The organism is Candidatus Polarisedimenticolaceae bacterium (assembly GCA_036275915.1).
GTDB lineage: Bacteria > Acidobacteriota > Polarisedimenticolia > Polarisedimenticolales > DASRJG01 > DASRJG01.
The window spans coordinates 15,216-34,899 of record DASUCV010000002.1 but is presented as its reverse complement, the minus strand read 5'-3'; the positions used below and the strand labels follow the sequence as shown (position 1 = coordinate 34,899).

At 68.3% G+C, this 19,684-nt stretch carries 19 protein-coding genes; 7 read left to right on the top strand and 12 right to left on the bottom strand.

Features of this window, described 5'->3' with window-relative positions; translation table 11 throughout:
* Positions 1–106: 106 nt before the first annotated feature.
* From VFV19_00915 to VFV19_00895, 5 genes are all read right to left on the bottom strand, one after another.
* Positions 107–1,021, bottom strand: coding sequence for a hypothetical protein (locus VFV19_00915; GenBank protein ID HEX4822851.1), 915 nt, complete (start codon positions 1,019–1,021; stop codon positions 107–109).
* Between the two features lie 15 nt (positions 1,022–1,036).
* Positions 1,037–1,534 carry a hypothetical protein gene (locus tag VFV19_00910; GenBank protein ID HEX4822850.1) on the bottom strand — a complete coding sequence of 166 codons (498 nt, stop codon included), beginning with the start codon at positions 1,532–1,534 and terminating at the stop codon, positions 1,037–1,039.
* Positions 1,535–1,567: 33 nt separating this feature from the next.
* The gene (locus VFV19_00905; GenBank protein HEX4822849.1) at positions 1,568–3,007 is read right to left on the bottom strand and encodes a hypothetical protein; all 1,440 of its coding nucleotides are present in this window, start codon (positions 3,005–3,007) and stop codon (positions 1,568–1,570) included.
* 101 nt (positions 3,008–3,108) lie between these two features.
* The gene (locus VFV19_00900; protein ID HEX4822848.1) at positions 3,109–4,218 is read right to left on the bottom strand and encodes a DUF362 domain-containing protein; all 1,110 of its coding nucleotides are present in this window, start codon (positions 4,216–4,218) and stop codon (positions 3,109–3,111) included.
* A 49-nt stretch (positions 4,219–4,267) separates the two neighbouring features.
* Entirely contained in the window at positions 4,268–5,332 is a 1,065-nt protein-coding gene (locus tag VFV19_00895; GenBank protein HEX4822847.1) for a hypothetical protein, read from the bottom strand.
* Between the two features lie 44 nt (positions 5,333–5,376).
* Between VFV19_00895 and VFV19_00890 the strand changes: the two genes are divergently transcribed.
* Together VFV19_00890 and VFV19_00885 are read left to right on the top strand one after the other, a co-directional pair.
* Positions 5,377–6,216, top strand: coding sequence for a DUF72 domain-containing protein (locus tag VFV19_00890; protein HEX4822846.1), 840 nt, complete (start codon positions 5,377–5,379; stop codon positions 6,214–6,216).
* Entirely contained in the window at positions 6,213–8,114 is a 1,902-nt protein-coding gene (locus VFV19_00885) for an ABC-F family ATP-binding cassette domain-containing protein (protein HEX4822845.1), read from the top strand. Before VFV19_00890 ends, VFV19_00885 begins: the two co-directional genes overlap by 4 nt.
* Positions 8,115–8,135: 21 nt before the next feature.
* On the opposite strand, the gene VFV19_00880 is transcribed toward VFV19_00885, so the two are convergent.
* The gene (locus VFV19_00880) at positions 8,136–8,831 is read right to left on the bottom strand and encodes a GntR family transcriptional regulator (protein HEX4822844.1); all 696 of its coding nucleotides are present in this window, start codon (positions 8,829–8,831) and stop codon (positions 8,136–8,138) included.
* Positions 8,832–8,882: 51 nt separating this feature from the next.
* Here VFV19_00880 and VFV19_00875 point away from each other — a divergent pair, with 51 nt between their 5' ends.
* Both VFV19_00875 and cydB read left to right on the top strand, forming a co-directional pair.
* The gene (locus VFV19_00875; GenBank protein ID HEX4822843.1) at positions 8,883–10,208 is read left to right on the top strand and encodes a cytochrome ubiquinol oxidase subunit I; all 1,326 of its coding nucleotides are present in this window, start codon (positions 8,883–8,885) and stop codon (positions 10,206–10,208) included.
* Positions 10,201–11,235 carry a cytochrome d ubiquinol oxidase subunit II gene (gene cydB / locus VFV19_00870; GenBank protein ID HEX4822842.1) on the top strand — a complete coding sequence of 345 codons (1,035 nt, stop codon included), beginning with the start codon at positions 10,201–10,203 and terminating at the stop codon, positions 11,233–11,235. The genes VFV19_00875 and cydB overlap by 8 nt, the downstream gene beginning before the upstream one ends.
* Before the next feature lie 35 nt (positions 11,236–11,270).
* Here cydB and VFV19_00865 read toward each other — a convergent pair whose 3' ends face one another.
* On the bottom strand, positions 11,271–12,965 hold the full coding sequence (locus VFV19_00865) for a DNA topoisomerase VI subunit B (protein HEX4822841.1): 1,695 nt from the start codon (positions 12,963–12,965) through the stop codon (positions 11,271–11,273).
* A 264-nt stretch (positions 12,966–13,229) separates the two neighbouring features.
* Between VFV19_00865 and speB the strand changes: the two genes are divergently transcribed.
* Complete coding sequence (gene speB / locus VFV19_00860) at positions 13,230–14,108, top strand: agmatinase (GenBank protein HEX4822840.1); 879 nt, start codon at positions 13,230–13,232, stop codon at positions 14,106–14,108.
* Between the two features lie 7 nt (positions 14,109–14,115).
* Here the strand turns inward: speB and VFV19_00855 are convergent, their stop codons facing one another.
* On the bottom strand, positions 14,116–15,390 hold the full coding sequence (locus VFV19_00855; GenBank protein HEX4822839.1) for an ABC transporter permease: 1,275 nt from the start codon (positions 15,388–15,390) through the stop codon (positions 14,116–14,118).
* Positions 15,383–16,315, bottom strand: coding sequence for an ATP-binding cassette domain-containing protein (locus VFV19_00850; GenBank protein ID HEX4822838.1), 933 nt, complete (start codon positions 16,313–16,315; stop codon positions 15,383–15,385). The genes VFV19_00855 and VFV19_00850 overlap by 8 nt, the downstream gene beginning before the upstream one ends.
* Before the next feature lie 106 nt (positions 16,316–16,421).
* Here VFV19_00850 and VFV19_00845 point away from each other — a divergent pair, with 106 nt between their 5' ends.
* Positions 16,422–17,066, top strand: coding sequence for a hypothetical protein (locus tag VFV19_00845; GenBank protein ID HEX4822837.1), 645 nt, complete (start codon positions 16,422–16,424; stop codon positions 17,064–17,066).
* 2 nt (positions 17,067–17,068) lie between these two features.
* On the opposite strand, the gene smpB is transcribed toward VFV19_00845, so the two are convergent.
* Complete coding sequence (smpB, locus tag VFV19_00840; protein ID HEX4822836.1) at positions 17,069–17,545, bottom strand: SsrA-binding protein SmpB; 477 nt, start codon at positions 17,543–17,545, stop codon at positions 17,069–17,071.
* 38 nt (positions 17,546–17,583) lie between these two features.
* Here smpB and ricT point away from each other — a divergent pair, with 38 nt between their 5' ends.
* The gene (gene ricT, locus VFV19_00835; GenBank protein ID HEX4822835.1) at positions 17,584–18,318 is read left to right on the top strand and encodes a regulatory iron-sulfur-containing complex subunit RicT; all 735 of its coding nucleotides are present in this window, start codon (positions 17,584–17,586) and stop codon (positions 18,316–18,318) included.
* Here ricT and rsmI read toward each other — a convergent pair.
* A complete protein-coding gene (gene rsmI / locus VFV19_00830) occupies positions 18,263–19,123 on the bottom strand; it encodes a 16S rRNA (cytidine(1402)-2'-O)-methyltransferase (protein ID HEX4822834.1) in 861 nt (286 codons plus the stop codon). The genes ricT and rsmI overlap by 56 nt on opposite strands.
* Entirely contained in the window at positions 19,120–19,677 is a 558-nt protein-coding gene (locus tag VFV19_00825) for a YceI family protein (protein HEX4822833.1), read from the bottom strand. Before VFV19_00825 ends, rsmI begins: the two co-directional genes overlap by 4 nt.
* Positions 19,678–19,684 lie beyond the last annotated feature (7 nt).

Below are 19,684 nucleotides of genomic sequence, written 5' to 3'. Positions count from 1 at the left end.
CGGTCCCCCCGACGGACCCCGTCCGCGACGATGTGTGAAACGGACGCCGCGGGGCGGGGGCGCACGAGCGCACCCCGCCCCGCGACGAGAGCTGGCTATCGATCGATCAGTTGATGTGGACCCGGAAGGTCACGGTCGCCGTCCCGCCGCTCGCGGCGAGCGTGCCGACGTTCACCGTGATCTGCCCGGCGTTCGTCACGTTGTAGTCCGCGTTGTCCGCGTCGGCGCCGTCCGTCCGCGCCGCCGCGTTGTACGTGATCGTGCCGGCGTTGTACGTCGTGTTCGCCGGGATCGGATCGGTCAGGATCACGTTCGACGCCGCGCTCGTGCCGTTGTTCGTCACGACGACCGTGTAGGTCAGGACCGTTCCGGGCGGCTGGTTGCCGACCGGCGCGACCGACTTCACGACCGAGACGTTCGGCGAGGTCACGTTGATCGTGTCGGTCGCCGTGTCGTTCTTCGTCCCGTCGAAGACGGAGACGCCCGTCGTCGTCGTGACGTCGCCGGTGCCGTCGGGAGTGCCCGCCGGTACCGTGACCGCGATGAGGATGTGCATGAGCCCGTCGTTCGCGAGGAGCCCCGAATCGGGGATGCTGTCCGGGTCGCCGGGGCTGTCCGTGAGGAGGACGTCGGTGCCGGCCTCGTAGGTCCCGTTGTTGTTGACGTCGCGATAGATGGCGACCGGCCACGCGCCTGCCGAGACCGCGGTGAGGTTCGCGTAGTCGTCGTAGTTACCGGTGTTCGTCACGGTGTGCGGGAAGTAGTGCGTCGTGCCCGGGGCCAGGGTGATCGGGCCGTTGTTCGGCGCGACGTCGACGCCGCCGACCTGGCTGACGATCGTCGTCACGGTGTTCGAGTTCTGGGACAGCGGGTTGCCGTTCGTGTCCTGGAAGGTCACGTGGGCCTGGTTGGTGATCGCCGTGGTGGCGCGCGTCCCGATCGCCCACGACGGAGTGGCCAGGACCGCACCGGCGAAGGCCAGGACGGTCAGGCGAAGGACAATGCTCGAGCGGACAGTCATGGTCTTCTCCTCCGGTTATCGAATGCGGACCTTGAACGACACGTCCTTGCCGTCACCCGGCTGGAGCGGGCCGTTCAGGACCCAACGCAACGTGGTGTAGGTCTCCGCGGGAGCCGGGACGGTCTCGGACATGCCCTTAGTGTTCGTGCGGGTGACCGTGGCGGGGAACGTCTGCCAGGTCTTCCCGCCGTCGAGGCTCGCCTCGATGGCGTAGCCGTCCTTGGCGACCGAATCGAGCACGAGGACCGTTCCGACGGGGATCGGGTCCTCGATCTTCGGGCTCATCGCGGGGCCGGTGCCGGTGTTGCTCGCCCGCAGCGTGTAGAGAATCGTGTCGCCCGCCGCCGCCTCTTCGGCCGGCTTCAGCTCGACCGCTTTCTTGCCGGACGCGTCGGTCCTGACGACTTCCTTCTGCGCCTGGACGGTCACCTCGACCTTGGGCACCGACGCGTAGGCCGCGACGGCGAGCCCCAGAGCGGCGAGCGCCGTCATGGTTCTTCCCTTGCTCCTCATCGTTCGTTCTCCCTCTTGGAAATGACGGAGCGGCTAGCGGACCGCCGCTCGAAACGACGCCGTGCCCGACCCCCCGGGCGCAAGCGGCGATGTCCTGACCCACTTGATGTTCGTGACCGGTGCCGCGTCGGAGGCGTCGTACGTCGTGCCGCCGTCGTGGCTGTAGGTGATCGTGGTGCCCGCGCCCGACGCCGAGCCGGCGACGTACGCGACCTGCGCGGGAACCGGATCGGTGACGGTGACGGCGAGCGCGCTCGCGCTCCCGCCTCCGGTGTAGGTGATCGAGTACGTGAGCACGTCGCCCGGCTTCGCGGTGGCGCGATCGACCGACTTGACGAGCGTGACGGACGGCGTCGCGATCGTGATCGTGTCGGTCGCGGGATCGGTGATCGAGGGCTTCTTGCTCGACGACGCGGTGATCGTCAGCGTGCACGAGCGCCCGTCGGGCTGGGCCCCGGGGATGGTCGCGACCGCGAGGATCGAGAAATTGGCGTTCTTCGCGAGCGCGCCGGTGTCGACGCGCCCGTCGCCGTCGGTGTCGGTGAGCAGCGGCTCGCCGGCGTCGAGGACGCCGTTCCCGTTCGTGTCGGCGCGCAGCACGACCGACGTCGGCACGAGCGCGCCGGAGACCGTCCACGAGAAATTGATCGTGTCGGTGTTCGATCCGAGGTTGGTCGCGACGTGCGCCGCGATCGCCTGGCCGGGCGAGATCGTGGTGATCGCGCGATCGGGGTCGAGCCGTACGCCGACGATGCGGGTCGTGCCGACGAGCCCGCCCGGACCGCCCATGTTGTCCTGGACGCTCATGGGAATGTTGGTGCCGTTCGAGGCCGCGACGTGGAAGCGCACCGGCGTTCCCGCGGCGACGCCGAGACGCGACCACGCGATGCGCGATTCCATCTCGACGCCGTTGGCGGCGCCGAACGTTCCGGACTCGACGATGCCGAGCGACGTGACGGAGCCGGGCATGTCGTAGCCGTCGGCGAATCCGTTCGCGTCGCCGAGCGAGTCGCCCGCGCCTGCGGCGACCGCGTTGTAGCGGTAGAGCTCGATGTCGGTGCTGCGGTTGCTGCCCTGCCAGCTCACGCCGACGACGTACTCGCCGGTCGCCATCCGGTTGTCTTCGTTCGTGTCGAGGTAGTACCAGAAGCGCTGCCGGTTGCTGTCCGAGGCGGCGCGGGAGACGTAGAAGTAGAGATAGGTCGAATCCCACGTCCACGCGAACCCTGTGAGGTCACGCCCCGTCGAGCCGACCGGTGCGTCGCGATCCACACCGGCGCCCGGCGCGGGACCGTCGATCGATTTCTGATTCGGGTCCGAGAGGATCGGCGCCCAGTCCGCCATGTTCCCGTCGAGCGTGATCGTCGTGAGGACCTGAGCGCGCGTCACGCGCGCGCTCGCCACGACGATCGCCACGACGAGCGCGAAGCGCACGCCGCGACGAACCAGGTCGTCCTTGTCGGCCCATTCCACATTGTCAAAAAATCTAGGAATGGATATTAGAAGTGCAAGTTTTGCCTAGGCACTTCTTCGAGCGCGGCGATTACGGGAATGTAAGAGGAGACGGGAAGTAACTACTGACTACCGACTATCGACTCTTTTCCATAGCGGTCGAACAAGGCGCCCCAGGGCGTGCCGACCCGCCACTCCTCGAAGATCTTTCGATCCTTGAGCGGCCAGCGGTAGTAGTCGTGGTAGCTCTCCGATCCGAAGATGAAGAGGTTCACGAGGGGGGTACGGAAGAAGAGCTTCTGGAAGCGCTTGAGCGGCGAGAACCAGAGGAGGTCGCCGACGAGCGACGCCCCGTTGTCGCCGACCTTGAAGCCCCACGACTCCTGCGCGACCTCCGCGTCCCCGACGATCTCGATCTCGCGCGGGTCGCCGACACCGAGGCCGTCCTCGTGGGCGACCCGGATGTACTCGATCGAGAGCGGGTCGAACCCCATGAGCTTGGCGGCGACGGCGTCGATCGCGGTCTGATCCGCCGACGCGAGCATCACGTTCTTGACCTCGGGGTACATCGTGCGCGGTCCCGGGCCGTTGCCGGCGGTCGTACCGTCCATCACGGCGAAGATCCCGCTGTGGATCTCCTTCTGGATCGCGAGCAGGTCGACGAGCGTGCGGTGGATCCACGAATGCGTGTAGTGACGGTGGTTGTGGAGGAGGCCGCCGAATGCGTTCTTCATGGCGCCGGTCGTCGTCGTGTAGATGTGGCACTTCACCGTCGGCAGGTGGACGATGTTCTTACCGAAGAAGAAGTCGGGGATGTGAATGCCTTCGGGGAAGATCGTGTCGAGGACGTGGAGCTTCGCCTTCGGCGTGTAGCGGACCCACGTCATGTCGGCCGGCCGGAAGTTGTAGCGGATCGGCACGCCGTAGGAATTCAACACGGGAACGTAGTGATTGAGATCCTCGCCCTTGAACGCGTCGGTGACGACCGTCTGGTTCTGGACGCAGACCTGATCGTTCAGCCCCGCGGCGCGAAGCGCCCGGATCGTTCCCTCGAGCTGCCACGGGGTCGTGTTCGCGGCGGGAAAGGGGAAATGCCACGAGATGTTGTCCTTGAGGATCGTGGTCTTGCCCGGTGCGAGCGCCTCGCGCATCCCGCCCAGCGTGCAGAGCCGGTCGATCTGATCGAGCACGCGGTCGGGGGAGACACGGAGGATCGCAACCTTCGATTTCATCCCACGCACCTTAGGAGACCACGCGAGGACCGTCAAATCGCGGAGGAATTCAGCGCGGGGAGGCCTCGGGCTCGCGGAGCCAGGGGGCGAGCGCGCGCAGGACCGCCGATGCCGACTGGATATGCGGCCACTGGGCGCGGGTGAGCTCGCGGTTCGACGCGTCCTCGTCCGACCCGAGCTTCACACGCTCGTCGAAGTAGCGCTCGGAGGCCATCACGCACGCGGTGAGGCGCGGCACCCAGACGGTCTTCTCCAGGCTCGGCGCGTGCCCGCCCTTCAAGAGCTCGCCGAGCTGATCGAGGGAGCGCTCGATCGGGCGCGTCAGCTCGTAGCGGGCGACGAGCCACGCGCGCCGGTCGTTCACGTCGCCCGGCACGGGGCCGGCGAGGATGGGGTCCTTGGACGAGCGCAGCGACTCGACCGAGCCGATGACATCGGTGATGCGTCCGAAGTAGCGGAGCGCGGGCACGTCGGGAGGCGCGCCGCCGGCCGCGAGCCGGTCGCGCATCGCCGTCGCGTCGATCAGGAAATCGATCTGCCACCGGCAGTCGTCGACGGGGTGCTCACCGTTGGCCAGAACGCCCGCGCGGTAGGTCTCCACGGCACGGAAGAGCGCCGCCATGTCGGCCGACGCGTTCGCGGGCGCCGCCTTCGCGAGCGTCCACGCCGGCGGCGGCGGGGGAGGGGGCGGAGGCGGATGGAGGATCGCCTCGCGCGCGGCGACGACCTCGGGCGAATCAGGCACGGTGATCTTGAGACGGCCCGTCGCTTCCCCGCGCGCGGGAAGCGCCTTGATCGTCAGACGGAACCCGGTGTGGTTCACGACATCGGGGTCGGTCGCCTGGAACTGGACGCGCTGCGGCGACGGTCCCGAGCGCCGGCCGAAACCGGGATGACCGGGAAGGTCCACGCCGAAAAACAGGAGGCGCGGCCCGGTCCACTGCGCGTCGAGAACGACGGTGCCGACGTAAGGGACCGCGAACGGAACCTCGAAGGTCGCCGGCTGCCCGTCCTTGACCTCGATCGCGTATTCGAGGGTCTCCGCGCGGACGCCGCCTGTGCCGAGCAGGCCGAGGCCGAGGCCGAGGACGAGGAGGGACCGTGAGGCACGCATCCCCGCGGAATATAATTCCCGGTTTCCCGGGGGCCAGGAGCGCCATGTCCCAAGCGTCGCTTCGCATCGGCACGTCGTCCTGGTCGTCCGCCGACTGGGTCGGGCCGTTCTACCCCGAGGGCTCGGTGCCGGCCTCGTTTCTCGCGCATTACGCAAACGAATTCGACACGGTGGAGTGCGACGCGACGTTCTACCGGTGCCCCTCGGCGAAGACGGTCGACGGCTGGCGCGATCGGCTGCCTCCGGGGTTCGTCTTCGCGGCGAAGATGCCCCAGGAGATCACCCACGAGCGCGGGCTCGTCGATTGCGGAGCCCAGGTCCAGGAATTCGTCGACGTGATGGGACATCTCGGCGACCGCCTGGGGCCGGTCCTCGCGCAGTTCGCCTACGTCGCCAAGGGAAAGGACCCCGACGAGTACGCGACCGGGGCGTCGTTCCGCGCGCGGCTCGGCGCGTTCCTCGAGCTGTGGCCGCGCGAGCGGGCGCTCGCCGTCGAGGTGCGCAACGCGACGTGGGTCGGGCCTGCGCTCCTCGACCTCTTGCGCGCGCACGGGGTCACGCTCGCGCTCTCGGCCTACTACACGATGCCGCAGCCGGAGCGCCTCTTCGCGCAGGACGGCCTGCTCACGACCGAGACGGCGTACGTCCGCTTCATCGGCGACCACAAGAAGATGGACGCCCACGTCGCGTCGCTCCAGGAGAGCGCGGGACGCGCCGGCGCGTGGAGCGCCCTCGCCGCCGACAAGTCGTCCGAGATGGCGCGCTGGGCGCGCCAGCTCCGCGTGCACGGACGCGGAACGGTGCTCGCGTATTTCAACAATCACTACGCGGGATTCGCGCCGGACTCCGCGCGACTCTTCCGCGATCTCTGGCAGAAGGGATGATCCATCTCGACCGCATTCAAAGGCGGTTCGGGGCGCGTATCGTCTTCGACGGCCTGTCCTGGCTGATCCCGAAGGAGGCGCGCTACGGACTCGTCGGGCCGAACGGCGCGGGGAAGACGACGCTCCTCCGTCTCATCGCCGAGGAGGACCTCCCCGACGCCGGCGCGATCCACCGGGCGGGCACGGTCCGCATCGGCTACCTCCCCCAGGAAGTCGAGACGGTCGGCGACGGGACCGTCCTCGAGACGGTGCAGGGCGGCTTCGCCGAGCTCCGCCGGATGGAGGCCGCGCTCGCCGACCTCGAGCGGCGGATGGCGGAGGCGGGGAGCGAAAGCGAGCGCCTCGCGACGGCCTACGGCGATCTCCGGCATCGCTTCGAGGCGATCGGCGGCGACGAGGTCGAGACGCGCGCCCGCGCTATCCTGAGCGGGCTTCGCGTGCCGGTGGAGCGGTTCGACGAGCCGCTCGCGCTCCTGTCGGGCGGGTGGAGGATGCGTGTCGCGCTCGCGCGGCTCCTCCTCGCCGAGCCCGATCTCCTTCTCCTGGACGAGCCGACGAACCACCTCGACCTCGAGGCGATCGATTGGCTCGAGCGGTTCCTCGACGGCTGGCGCGGCGCGTTCCTCGTCGTCTCCCACGACCGCTACTTCCTGAACCGCATGGTCAAGGAGATCGTCGAGCTGGACCGCGGGCGCCTCACGGAGTTCCCGGGCGGCTACGACGACTATCTCCTCGAGCGCGAGGCGAGGCTCGCCGCGCAAGAGCAGGCCGCAAAGCATCAGGCGCGCGAGATCGCGAAGGTCGAGCGCTTCATCGAGCGTTTCCGCTACAAGAACACGAAGGCGAAGCAGGTCCAGTCGCGCGTCAAGGCGCTCGAGAAGATCGAGCGCATCGATGCGCCGAGCCGCACGAAGAAGGTGCGCTTCGGCTTTCCGCCGGCGCCGCGCTCGGGCGACATCGTGCTGCGCGCCGAGAGCGTGACGAAGGCGTACGGCGACAACGCCGTCTTCACCTCGCTCGACCTCCTCCTCCGCCGCGCGGAGCGGGTCGCTCTCGTCGGGCCGAATGGGGCGGGGAAGTCGACGCTCCTCAAGATGGCGGCGGGCCGCGTCGCGCCCGACGGCGGCCTCCTCGAGATCGGCCACAACGTCACGCTCCAGTACTACGCGCAGCATCAGCTCGAGGCGCTCGATCCGTCGCTCACCCTCATCGAGACGCTGGAGCAGGTCGCCGAGGCAGGTCAGCGCCAGCGCCTGCGCACCCTCCTCGGCAGCTTCCTGTTCTCCGGCGACGACGTGGACAAGAAGGTCGGCGTGCTCTCGGGAGGTGAGAAGGCGCGTCTCGCGCTCGCGCGCCTCCTCATCCGCCCGTCGAACCTCCTCCTCCTCGACGAGCCGACGAACCACCTCGACCTCGCGAGCCGCGAGGTCCTGGAAGACGCCCTCGACGAGTACGAAGGCGCCCTCGTCGTCATCTCGCACGACCGGTACTTCATCAACCGCGTCGCGACGACGATCGCGGAGGTCGGCGGCGGCGCCGCCGTCGTCTTCCCGGGCGACTACGACACCTTCCTCGAGCGTCATGTGCCGGCCGAAACCGCGATGGTCGAGGAAGCGAAGAAGGCCGATCCCAAGAAGGACGCGAAGCGCCAAGAGGCCGAGGAGCGCAACCGCCGCTACCGGCTTCGCAAGTCACACGAGGAGAAGATCGGCCCGGTCGAGAGCGAGATCGATCGCCTGGAGACGCGCACCCGCGCGATCGACACGCTCCAGGCCGACCCCGATCTCTACCGCGATCCGGAGCGTGCGCGCGAGATCGGCCGCGAGAAGGTCGAGATCGCGGATCGTCTCACGGAGCTCTACGCGACCTGGGAGCGTCTCGCCGCCGAAGAGCCGTGAGGAAATTCGGTAGCTGTCCCCTTATTTCCGTTCGCGCTTTTCGAGGAACGAGGCCAGCAGCTCTTCCTGCGCTTCCCACGTTTTCGCGAGGAGGCGGATCGCGCTCTTCAGGTCCTTCCTCTCGAGCGCGTCGATGACGGGGCCGAAGCCTGGCGCCTCTTGGATGCCAGACGCCTCCCACGCCTGCATCCACACCGGCATGTAACGAAGCCCCGAGAGGATGATCCCGCGGATCGTCGCCACGAGGTAGGGCCGGTCGGCCGGCGCGAGGATCACCTCGTGGAAATCCGCGTAGAGGCGGACCTGGGCGAGGGGATCGCGGGCGCGGTCCATCTTCTCGACGATGGCGCGCGCCTGCGCGACGACCGCCGGCGTGATCTTCGACGACGCGCGCTTCATGGCGGCGGCGGCGAGCGTCGAGCGCACCTCGGCCATCTCCCGGAGCTCGCGCGACGAGATCGGCTTGACGCGCGCGCCGCGATTGGGAAGGAACTCCACGAGGCCCTCGGAGGCGAGCGTGTGGAGCGCTTCCCGGAGCGGGATGACGCTGCAGCCGAGCCGCGCGGCCAGCTCTTCCTGCCGGAGCTTCACGCCCGACGGGTAGACTCCGCGCAGGATCGCCTCGCGAATCCCGTCCGCCAAACGCGGCGCCGAGGGCGATCGCGTTCCGGCCGCGGTCCCGTCGCCGTCTTCGCCGTGATGCCTCGTCCTTGCCACCGTCGTCCATCCCTCGAAAAATGCCGTCCTCCCAAGTGTATACTCCGGCTCATGAGCGGCGGCGACGCGCTCTTCTGGCACCGCCTCCAATTCGCATTCACCCTCGTCTACCACTACCTCTTCCCGCAGCTCACGATGGGCCTCGCGCTCCTCATCGCCGTCATGAAGACGATGGGCCTCCGGCCCGGGGGCGACGCCTGGAACGACGCGGCGCGGTTCTGGATCCGGATCTTCGGCCTCAACTTCGCGATGGGGGTCGTCACCGGCATCCCGATGGAGTTCCAGTTCGGGACGAACTGGGCCCGGTTCGCGTCCTACGCCGGGCCGGTCGTCGGCCACACGCTGGCGATGGAGGGGCTCTTCGCCTTCTTCCTCGAGTCGTCGTTCCTGAGCCTGCTCCTCTTCGGCGAGGAGCGGCTCGGTCGGAAGGGCCACTACGCGGTCGCGATCGCGCTGTGGATCGGGAGCTGGCTCTCGGGTTACTTCATCATCGCGACGAACAGCTTCATGCAGCACCCCGCCGGCCACGAGGTCGGCTCCGACGGCGCGCTCCACCTCGCGCGCTTCGGTGAGTTCCTGCTGAACCCTTGGGCGATCGCGGCGTACGCGCACAACATGATCGCGGCGGTCGTCACCGGCTCGTTCGTCGTCGCCGCGGTCGGCGCGTACTACACGCTCGCCGGGCGCCACCAGGGCGCGGCCGCGCGCTTCCTGCGTGTGGGTGTCGTCTCCGGTCTCGTCGCGAGCCTCCTCGTCGCCTTCCCGACCGGCGACCGCCAGGCGAAGCTCGTCGCGCGTTATCAGCCGGTCGCGCTCGCCGCGATGGAGGGTCGTTTCGAGAGCGGCCCCCGCGCTGGCATCGCCGTGATCGGTCAGCCGAACGTGCCCGCGCGCCGCCTCGACAACGCGATCCACATCCCGTGGGCGCTGAGCTTCCTCGCGTACGGCACCTTCGAGAGCGAGGTCCAGGGGCTCGACGCGTTCCCGGAGTCGAGCTGGCCCGACAACATCGAGCTGCTCTACTACGCCTTCCACGTCATGGTCGGCCTCGGCACGATCTTCATCGCTCTCATGGGCGCGGCCACCCTCTTCGCCTGGCGCGGGCGCCTCGTCACCACGCGTCCGCTCCTCTGGGCGCTCATGCTCGCGTTCCCGTTCCCCTACATCGCGAACACCGCGGGCTGGATGACCGCCGAGCTGGGCCGGCAGCCGTGGGTCGTCTACGAGCTCCTCAGGACCGCCGACGCCTCGAGCCCGGAGGTGACCTCCGGCACCGCGCTCTTCACCCTCATCGGGTTCTGCGGCCTCTACCTCGCCCTCGGCCTCCTCTTCGTCGCGCTCGTGGGACGCGAGATCGCGCACGGCCCGCATGATTGAGATCTGGTTCGCGATCGTGGCGCTCATGCTCACGGCGTACGTCGTGCTCGACGGGTTCGACCTCGGGGCGGGCGCGCTGCACTTCGTCGCGGGACGGGACGGCGAAGAGCGGGGGAGGATCCTCGCCGCGATCGGGCCGTACTGGGACGGGAACGAGGTCTGCCTCCTGGTCGCCGGGGGCACGCTCCTCGTCGCCTTCCCGAAGGCGCTCGCCGCCGGGCTCTCCGGCTTCTACTTCGCGATCTTCCTCGTGCTGTGGACGCTGATCCTGCGCGGGATCTCGATCGAGTTCCGCAACCACGTCGCGGCGCCGCTGTGGCGCTCGTTCTGGGACGTCGTCTTCTCGGCCGCCAGCGCCGCCCTCGCCGTCCTCCTCGGCGCGGCGCTCGGGAACCTCGTGCGCGGCGTGCCGATCGACGAGCGCGGCTGGTTCTCGCTCGCACTCTTCACCGATTGGACCGCGAGGAACCCCGTCGGCATCCTCGACTGGTACACGGTCGCGACCGGCCTCTTCGCGCTCGTCGCGCTCACGACGCACGGCGCCGCGTTCCTCGCGTGGAAGTGCGACGGCGAGCTGCAATCTCGCGCGCGCCGCGTCGCCACGCGCGGCTTCCCGGTGGTTGCCGTCGCGTGGGTGCTCGTCACCGCGGCGACGAGGCTCGCCTCTCCGGACTTCTTCGCGCCGCTGCGGTCACGTCCCGTCGCGTGGCTCGGCGGCGTGCTGGCGATGGTGGGATTGACGATCGCGGCCGTCGCGAGCCGTCGTGCCCGCGACACGCGTGCGTTCCTCGGGTCGTGCGCCTTCCTCGTCGGCCTCATGGCGGCGACGGCGGCGCTCTTCTACCCCGACGTCCTTCGCTCGTCGATCGACCCGTCGCAGTCGCTGACGGTGATGTCCGCCGCGAACGATCGCCCCGGCCTCGCGATCGCGCTCACCTGGTGGTGCGTCGGTGCCTCGCTCGCCGTGGGGTACTTCGTCCTCGTCTTCCGGCTTCACGCGAAGAGGGGACAGCTGCCGAAACTCTGAGCTGCGAGTTTCGGAAGCTGTCCCCTCTTCGTTCTTCAGATCTTGCGGGTCTTCTCGAGGATGACCTTGAGGTCGTCGACCGTCTTGTTGCGGCGGGCGTTCGAGAGGCCGAGGATCTGCTGGAGCCCGTCCGCGATGTGCGGGATGTACTTCTCGATGTAGGAGCGCTTCTTCTCCTCGTCGGCGACGCGGCGGCGGTGGCGGACGAAGGCGCCGAGGCGGCGGCCGGCCTCCATCAGGCCGAGGCGGATCTCCTTCACGATCTCGGGGTACGACGCCACCGCCTCCTTCGACTCGGAGGTGAAGGGCACCCACACCGACGCGATGTGGACGGAGAGGACCGCCGGGCCGGCCGGGAGCGCGCCGCGCGACTGCTGGAGCCCGTACGACCGCCAGTCGATCGACGTCGCCGCCTTCGTGATCGCGCACGCCGACTGCTGGTACTGCAAGGGGACGCGGTTCGCGAAGCGGTAGAGCTCCATCAGCTCCTCGGCCGGGAGCTGGCCGCCGTAGGCGAGGCCGATCTCGACCTGGAACGGGTTCCCGCGGTAGACCGAGGGCGGACGCGTCACGGCGGTCGCGAAGTCGCAAGGGACCCGAGTCTGGAGACCCTTCTCCAGGAGCTCCTGCCCGATCGGCGAGAGGCACGCCGTGGGCGGCGCCATGATCTTGACCTTCGGCACCGCGCGGAAGAGCGCCTCGACCTGCGCGGTCGAGAGGCGGCGCGGGTCGGCGTCGGGGCGCAAGCCCGCCTCCTTGCAGATCTGATCGGCGACCCCGGAGCTGACGCGCGAGAAGTCCTCGGAGAGCATGCCGCGCAGCGAGCGCGACGCGCTGTCCTTCGCCATCCGGAGGAGGATGCCGAGCTCGACCCCGTACGGGTGCGGCTTGATCTCCTTCGACGCGACGGGAAGCTCTTGCGTGACCCGCTCGAAGACCTTCACGTCTTCCTTTGGCGCCACGTAGCGCATCGTGACGTGCGGGTTCGCGAGCGCCGTCTGCTCGACGTAATCGTCGACGGAGCGGCGCCCCTTCTTGTACGTCGCCTCGAGCTCGATCTCGACGCGGGTGCCGTGGTCCTTGTCCCACTCGGTCTCGACGTCCTTGTGGACGACCGGTGCGTTCTTCTGCGTGTCGATCGCGATCTCGAAGAGGTGGGCCGGCTTGCGCGGCCCGATCTTGGAGATCGCGCGGACCGGCTTGCCGGTCGTGAGCATCCCGTACATGCCGGCAGCGGAGATCCCGATGCCCTGCTGGCCGCGCTGCTGCTTGAGGCGGTGGAACTTCGAGCCGTAGAGGAGCTTGCCGAAGATCTTGGGGATCTGCTGCTGGACGATCCCCGGGCCGTTGTCCTCGACCGCGATCCGGAACCGGTCTTCCCCCAGCTCCTGGATCTCGACGATCAGCTCCGGCAGGATACCCGCCTCCTCGCAGGCGTCGAGCGAGTTGTCGACCGCCTCCTTGATCGCGGTGAGGAGCGCCTTCTGCGGGTTGTCGAAGCCGAGGAGGTGCCGGTTCTTCGTGAAGAACTCGGAGATCGAGATGTCGCGCTGGCGCGCCGCCATCGAGGTCGCGTCCTCGCGGCGCTCCTTGGGCTCGGCCTTCGTCTTCTTCGCCGCGACCGGCGCCGGCGCACTCTTCGGCGTGCTCTTCGGCGACGCCGAGACGATCGGCGCCTCGAACAGACCGAGCTGCGCGGAGCGCGCCTGAATCGTCGCCTTCTTCGCCATGCGGGCGCGCATTGTACCAACCGGACGCAGCGGCGGACGGTGTGGACGATCGATGGACGATGAAATCGCGACGCGGCGCGGCGCAACGGCTGGCATCGTCGTTGCCCTTGTCGCCGATCGCGGAAGGGAGCGTTCGCTCCCGCCCGCCGGTGGTGGGTCCGGGACCCCCGCTGCCGGTGGAACCTTCACGCCGCCGGACGCGGGTCGGGGCACTTTCGAGGAGGCAGCCCCGGCCCGCGTCCGTTCCTTGTCTATGATGCGCGCATGACCCACGACGACACGCGCGTCCCTCCGTTCGGCGGCGACGAGGCCGCCGCTTCCTTCAACGACGCCGGCGTGGCGGTGCTGCCGGTTCCCTACGAGGCGACGGTCTCCTACGGCGGCGGCACGCGTGGCGGCCCCGACGCGATCCTCCGAGCCTCCGCGCAGGTCGAGCTCTACGACGAGCAGCTCGGCTTCGAGCCGTTCCACGCCGGCCTCTGGACCGCGCCCGCGCTCGACGTGTCGGGATCGGCCGAAGACGTCCTCCGCCGCATCGAGCTGCAGACGGGCGAGCTGATGGACGCCGGCAAGTGGGTCGTCATGCTCGGCGGGGAGCACTCCATCACGCCGGGGGCGGTCGCTGCGGCGGCCAAGCGCAACGAAGACCTCGTCGTCGTTCAGCTCGATGCCCACGCCGATCTCCGGCAGAGCTACGCGGGCGACCGCTTCTCGCACGCGTGCGCGATGGCGCGCTGCCTCGACTACGGCGTGCCGCTCGTCGCGATCGGGATCAGGAACTACAGCGTCGACGAGGCGAAGTGGATCAAGGCAGGGATCCCCGGCTACCGCATCGTCCACGGCTGGGAGCTCGAGCCGGACCACTGGATCGAGCGCGTCATCGAGGATCTCGAGGAGAAGCCGGTCTACCTCACGATCGATCTCGACTACTTCGACCCCGCGATCATCCCCGCGACCGGCACGCCCGAGCCCGGCGGCGGCGCCTGGTGGCCGACGCTCCGTTTTCTCGAAAGGTTGATCCGCCACTCGAACGTGGTCGCGTGCGACCTCGTCGAGCTCGCGCCCTCACCGGGGCTGCATCACGCCGACTTCACCGCGGCGCGGCTTGCCTACAAGCTGATCGGGATGAGGTTCCCGGTCTAATGTCCCCTTAGGTGCGGGCCCACTTCAAGATCTCGGGGATCGTCGGCCGCTTGCCGTACATCAGGATGCCGATCCGGAAGATCTTCGCGGCGCCGCGGAAGAGGACCCACGTCGCGGCGGTGGTGAGGACGATCGACAGCACGATTTGCCACATCGGCGGCATCTGCACGCAGATCCTCATGAACATGACCATCGGCGTGAAGATCGGGATGAGCGAGACGATGACCGAGATCGTCGAGTCGGGCTGGCCGACGAAGAAGATCGTCGCCATCATCGGCAGCATGAGGCACATCTGGACGGGTTGCTGGAGGTTCTGCGCCTCCTGCTCCGAATTGCAGACGGCCCCGATGCACGCGAACATCGCCGTGTAGATGAAGTAGCCGAGCAGGAAGAAGATCAGGAAGAACGCCATCTTGCCGCCGGTGAAATTCGACAGGAAGCCGGCCATCTCCGCGTTGGCCTGCGACGCGAAGTAGATCCGCACCGCCCCCGCCGTCAGCGCGTAGATCGCCACCTGCGTGAGCCCGACGAGGCCGATCCCGAGGATCTTGCCGGTCATCAGCTCGTTCGGGCTGACGGAGCCGAGCAGGACCTCCATGACGCGGCTCGACTTCTCCTCGAGGATCCCGCGCATCATGGCGATGCCGTAGAGCAGCAACGTCATGAAGAGGATCAGGACGAACATGAACGTCCCGAAGTACGCCTCGGTGAACCCCTTCTTCGTGCTGCCGCCCGCGTTCGAGACCTCGTTCGTCTGCATGTCGACGGGGGCGGTGATCTTCTGGATGACCGACTTGTCCACGGCGATCTGGGCGTTCTCGAAGCGGAGGCTCACGACGGCGCGCCGGAGCGCGCTGTGGAACTCCTCGACCGACTTGATGTCGCCGACGGTGCGAGCGTAGAACTGGAAGGCGCCGTCCTTCTCGATATCGGGGCTCACCTGGAGGATCCCGTAGATCTGCTTGTCCCGGACGCGCTGCTCGAGGGGCTTCCGGGCCTCGTCGGCGTTCGCGCCCACCGGCACGTCCTCGACGACGTAGCGCAGCTTGCCGTCCTTCAGCTTCTCGTCGGCCAGCTCGTGGACCAGGCGGTCGCGGAGCTTCCCGGTGCCGTCGACGAGCGCGATCGTCTTCTGATCGTTGCCGCCGAGGCCGATCAGGAGCATCGGGAGAAAGCTGAACCCGACCATGAGGAGCGGGAAGATGGCCGTTCCGATCCAGAACGACTTCTTCGTCACCCGTTCCCTGTACTCGCGCCGGATGATCATCAGAATGTTATGCATCGCCGACCCTCTCCAGGACCGGCGCCTGAACGCCGCCGACCTTCTCGATGAAGATGTTGTGGAGCGTCGGGGCGACGAGCTCGAACTTCGTCACGCGCAAGCGCCCCGCCACCGCGCGCAGGATCGATTGCGGGTCGGCGCCCGCCTCGAGCCGGATCTCGGAGTACGAGCCGAACGCGTCGATGCGCGCGACGCCGGGCAGCGCCGCGAGGAACGCGCCGTCGCCGTCGTACTCGATGAGGACCGAGTTCTTGCCGAACCCTTCCTTGATCTTGTGGAGCGGACCGGAGAGGACGAGACGGCCCTTGTTGATGAGCGCGATCTCCTTGCAGAGGCGCTCGGCCGTCTCCATCTGGTGCGTCGAGAAGACGATCGTCGTGCCCTGGCGGTTCAGCTCGAGGATCCGGTCCTTGAACAGGTTCTGGTTGACCGGGTCCATCCCCGAGAACGGCTCGTCGAGGATGAGGATCGGTGGCTTGCCGAGCACCGCGGCAGCGAACTGGATCTTCTGCTGCATCCCCTTCGACAGCTCCTCGACCTTCTTGTCGGCCCAGTCTGAGATCTCGAGCTTGGCGAGCCACGTTTTCGCATCGGCGCGCGCGTCCCGCGGGGTCGACCCCTTGAGGCTCCCCTGGAACTCGAGGACGTCGAGCACCTTCATCTTCTTATAGAGGCCGCGCTCCTCGGGGAGGTAGCCGACCTGGTTCCTGACATGCTCCGGCGACGGCTTGCCGTTCACGGAGATCGAGCCCGAGTCGGGACGGATGATGTCCATGATCATGCGGATCGTCGTCGACTTCCCGGCGCCGTTCGGGCCCAGGAGGCCGAAGATCTCGCCGGAGGGGATCTCGAACGAGACCCCGTCGACCGCCTTGAAATCGCCGAAGGCTTTCACCACGTCGCGTAGCGCGATCGCCGTATTCATGTGTTGCCCCTTTCCCCTAGTCCGCCCAGGAGTATACGGGGCCTGGACCCCCGAGTTTGGCCGTGTCTTGACCCGGATGGGGGGCCTGAATAGCTTTAGCGACGAAATGGTCACCGGATTCAACACCGATGTCCAGTACGACGGGCGGGTCTTCCACGTCCAGACGGAGGATCGCGGCCTCTCGAATCCGGTCGTCGAGAGCCTCGTCTACACCGGGGGCGAGATCATCACCTCGCGCCGGACCGGTTACGCCGACCTCGCGCAGTCGCCCGAGTTCTCCGACTTCGAGCTGGCGCGCCGCATGGAGGCCCAGCACCAGACGATCATCCGCGAGATCCTCTCGGGGCGTTTCGATCCCGACGGTCCCAAGCCGTTCGGCTACAACATCATCACGAACCGGAGCCTGGACGAGGTCGTGCTCGAGTACCTGGGGACGGAGGTCGGCCTCGAGCAGATCCGGCTCGAGATGGCCGAGCAGCTCACGCTCATCGAGGGGACGAAGCCCGAGATGCTGCTCCGTGTCATCGCGGAGGCGTCCGAGCGTCCCGTCGCCGGCGCGAAGGTGTCGGTGAAGCTGATCTCGACGAAGGAGAAGCCGAAGGAGATCTTCGCGGGGATGACCGGCCAAGATGGACGCGTCCAAGCCGGCTTCGAGATCCCCGAGCTTCCCGGTGCGAACGCCGCGATCCTGTTTCAGGCGGAGGCGGCGGGGAACAACGCCGAGATCAAGCAGCTCGTTCTGAAGAAGTAGTCTTACCTTCTGGCGCCGCGCGCGCGCGCCATCTCGCGCTCGACGTCCTTCTTCGCGATCGCTTCGCGCTTGTCGAACGTCTTCTTGCCCTTGGCGAGCGCGATCTCGCACTTGATGCGGCCGGCCTTCGCGTAGAAGCGTAGCGGCACGATCGTCACGCCGGGCACGCTCGTCTCCTTCGCGAGCTTGCGGATCTCGCGCGCGTTCAGGAGGAGCTTGCGGGTGCGCACCGGGTCCTCGTTTTCGCGGTGGCCCGGCTCGTACGGCGAGACGTGGGCGTTGTAGAGGAAGACCTCGCCGTCCTGGACCTTGGCGTAGCCGTCCTTGAGGTTCGCCCGGCCCGCACGGATCGATTTGACCTCGGTGCCGACGAGGACGACCCCGGCCTCGAAGCGGTCGAGGAGGTGGAACTCGTGGGACGCGGCGCGGTTGCGCGCGTAGACAAGCTCCTCGTCCTTTCCCGACTTTTGTCCGGCCATCGCATCCTTCTTCGAGAAATCGGTATAGTACATGCCGTATGGACGTCATCGGGGTGAGGCTGGGCGCGACACCGCGCACGCGACACTGCGACCCGCAGGGTCACGCGCTCGAGGTCGGGGAGACGTGTCTCGTCGATACGGAGGCGGGACCGCAGCTCGGCACCGTCGTCGCCGCGATCCTCGAGAACCCGTTCTACAACCCCGGCTCGCGCCTGCCGAAGATCGTCCGCCGCGCCAGCCGCGACGACGAGGAGGCGTACGCGCGGAAGGTCGCGGACGAGGATGAGGCGCGCGCCTTCTGCCTCGAGCGGATCGCCGAGCGACGGATGCCGATCAAGCTCGGCCGCGTCGAGCGGCAGCTCGACGGCCGCAAGATGACCTTCTACTTCACCGCCGAGGGACGGATCGACTTCCGCGATCTCGTGCGCGATCTCTCGGGGCAGTACCACCTCCGCATCGAGATGCGTCAGATCGGCGACCGCGAGGACGCGGCGATGAAGGGCGGCTGCGGCCCATGCGGCAAGCAGCTCTGCTGCTCGACCTTCCTCAAGGGGTTCGAGCCGATCTCGATCAAGATGGCGAAGGCGCAGGGGCTCTCGCTCAACCCGTCGAAGATCTCGGGGATGTGCGGCCGCCTCATGTGCTGCCTCAAGTACGAGTACGACCCGGAGACGAAGGCGCCGAAGAAGGCGAAGGGCGGGTGCGCCGGCTGCGCCGTCAAGCGCGGACCAACCCCAGCTCCGCCAGGCGACGCCACACCTCCGGTTTCTTGAGGCCGAGCGCCTTCGACGCCGCCTTCAAGGCGTCGCGCTCGTCGCCGTCCGCCGCCGCCAGCGCTTCTTCCCAGGTCCGCCGCAGCGTCTCGTCGCCTTCCGGCGCGGTGCTTCCGGTTTCATCCGCTCCCGCGATCGCGAGCACGATCTCGCCCCTGACCTCGCCGTCGCCGAGCGATGCTGCGATCGACACGGCGGTCCCGCGGACGATCGTCTCGTGGATCTTCGTCAGCTCGCGCCCGAGGACGACGGTGCGCGCGCCGAGGATCGAGGCGAGATCGTCGAGCGCCGCGCGGATCCGGTGCGGGGCCTCGTAGACGACGACCGTGCGCGTTTCGGTGGCGAGCGCGCGCAGGCGCTTCCGCCTCTCGCCTTCGCGGGCCGGCAGGAATCCGTCGAAGACGAACCGGTCCGCGGGGAGGCCGCTCGCGGAGAGGAGCGTCACCACGGCCGACGGCCCCGGAACCGGGCTGATACGGAACCCGGCGTCGAGGGCCGCCTCGACGAGGAGCGCCCCCGGGTCCGAGATCGCCGGCGTGCCGCCGTCCGAGACGAGCGCGACGGCTTTCCCTTCCGCGAGCACGGCGAGGACCTCGGCGAGCGTCTCGCGCTCGCTGAACTTGTGCACCGGAAGCATCGGGACGGTCAGCTCGAAGCGGGCGAGGAGCTTCGCCGTCCGCCGCGTGTCCTCGCACGCGACGAGCGAGGCCGAGGCGAGCGCCTCGCGGGCGCGCGGCGAGAGGTCGTCCAGATTGCCGATCGGCGTCGCGACGACGTGGAGAACGCCCCCCGGACGTTCCGTCACGGCGCGGGGAGGAACGTCGCCTGGAAGTGCGCGTGGGCGACCGGCTCGATGTGGACGACGAAGAAGGAGGGATCGGGGATCCCGAAGTCGGCCCAGCGGACGTCGAACGTCCCGTCGGCCGCGATCCCGCCGCCCGCGGGGGCGAGCGTCGCTTCGATCGTGACCGGCTGCGTCGTTCCGCGGATCGTCAGCCGGCCAAGGATCCGGCCGGCGACGCGGCCGCCGTCCGCCGGCGGGGCCGATGGCGCGAATCGTTCCGGCTCGAGGACGATGAGGGGAAAGTGCGCGACGTCGAGAGACTCACCGTGCATCGTCGCGTCACGCTTCGTGTTGCCGGTCGCGAGGGATCCGGCCGCGATCTCGATGCGGCCGGAGAGGACCAAGCCGCCGCCGTCCTCGGGAATCGCCTTCACCTGGCCGCTGACCTTGGCCGTCGTCCCGTGGACCGTGTGCAGCGTCGCCTTGAGGTCGAAGCCGGCCGACGCTTGCTGCGGATCGATGCGGTAATCGGCCGCCTGCGCCACGAGCGCGGCCAGGACGAGCGTCGCGATCATGCGACCT

Coding starts and splice junctions, on each gene's coding strand:
- VFV19_00915 (HEX4822851.1), bottom strand. CDS start 1,021: ATGACTGTCCGCTCGAGCATTGTCCTTCGCCTGACCGTCCTGGCCTTC.
- VFV19_00910 (HEX4822850.1), bottom strand. CDS start 1,534: ATGAGGAGCAAGGGAAGAACCATGACGGCGCTCGCCGCTCTGGGGCTC.
- VFV19_00900 (HEX4822848.1), bottom strand. CDS start 4,218: ATGAAATCGAAGGTTGCGATCCTCCGTGTCTCCCCCGACCGCGTGCTC.
- VFV19_00895 (HEX4822847.1), bottom strand. CDS start 5,332: ATGCGTGCCTCACGGTCCCTCCTCGTCCTCGGCCTCGGCCTCGGCCTG.
- VFV19_00890 (HEX4822846.1), top strand. CDS start 5,377: ATGTCCCAAGCGTCGCTTCGCATCGGCACGTCGTCCTGGTCGTCCGCC.
- VFV19_00885 (HEX4822845.1), top strand. CDS start 6,213: ATGATCCATCTCGACCGCATTCAAAGGCGGTTCGGGGCGCGTATCGTC.
- VFV19_00875 (HEX4822843.1), top strand. CDS start 8,883: ATGAGCGGCGGCGACGCGCTCTTCTGGCACCGCCTCCAATTCGCATTC.
- cydB (HEX4822842.1), top strand. CDS start 10,201: ATGATTGAGATCTGGTTCGCGATCGTGGCGCTCATGCTCACGGCGTAC.
- VFV19_00865 (HEX4822841.1), bottom strand. CDS start 12,965: ATGGCGAAGAAGGCGACGATTCAGGCGCGCTCCGCGCAGCTCGGTCTG.
- speB (HEX4822840.1), top strand. CDS start 13,230: ATGACCCACGACGACACGCGCGTCCCTCCGTTCGGCGGCGACGAGGCC.
- VFV19_00855 (HEX4822839.1), bottom strand. CDS start 15,390: ATGCATAACATTCTGATGATCATCCGGCGCGAGTACAGGGAACGGGTG.
- VFV19_00850 (HEX4822838.1), bottom strand. CDS start 16,315: ATGAATACGGCGATCGCGCTACGCGACGTGGTGAAAGCCTTCGGCGAT.
- VFV19_00845 (HEX4822837.1), top strand. CDS start 16,422: ATGGTCACCGGATTCAACACCGATGTCCAGTACGACGGGCGGGTCTTC.
- smpB (HEX4822836.1), bottom strand. CDS start 17,545: ATGGCCGGACAAAAGTCGGGAAAGGACGAGGAGCTTGTCTACGCGCGC.
- ricT (HEX4822835.1), top strand. CDS start 17,584: ATGGACGTCATCGGGGTGAGGCTGGGCGCGACACCGCGCACGCGACAC.
- VFV19_00825 (HEX4822833.1), bottom strand. CDS start 19,677: ATGATCGCGACGCTCGTCCTGGCCGCGCTCGTGGCGCAGGCGGCCGAT.